The sequence below is a fragment of the Alcanivorax sp. 1008 genome, assembly GCF_020667895.1.
Classification (GTDB): domain Bacteria; phylum Pseudomonadota; class Gammaproteobacteria; order Pseudomonadales; family Alcanivoracaceae; genus PGZG01.
The window spans coordinates 1-345 of sequence record NZ_JAFMPS010000107.1; the positions used below are offsets into that span (position 1 = coordinate 1).

The following is a 345-nucleotide window of genomic DNA, read 5'->3' on the forward strand; positions in this document are numbered from 1 at the left end:
TGTAGTCGTTCTTCATCATGAAATTGCTTCATGAGCATGAAGACATTTTTATGAGCATGTAAGATTGAAGTAAAAGATAAATTCTCCCATAATTCATCACCATCGCCTAATTCACAATAATGAAACCCATTATTATAATAATGCTTTAATGCATGGAAGTAGATGTTACGATTGTTTGCAAAATCGTCTGCGAAGCTATTGTCCCCTCTGTGACAATCACTAAAAAGAATGAATTTAGAATCGTCATTGAATGAGATTCTAAGTGCATTTTTATAAGCTTTGCTTAATCTACGTTTTGAAGACATAAATCGAATTTAAGCAATTTATTCCATTAGTATTTCATAT

Annotated in this window: 1 protein-coding gene; it reads right to left on the minus strand. The window is 31.0% G+C overall.

All coding sequences use genetic code 11. From position 1 onward, the window contains the following. Positions 1 to 305 (minus strand): hypothetical protein (locus J1C54_RS16490; RefSeq protein WP_229150073.1); only part of this gene is annotated, 305 nt, incomplete at its 3' end. Positions 306 to 345 lie beyond the last annotated feature (40 nt).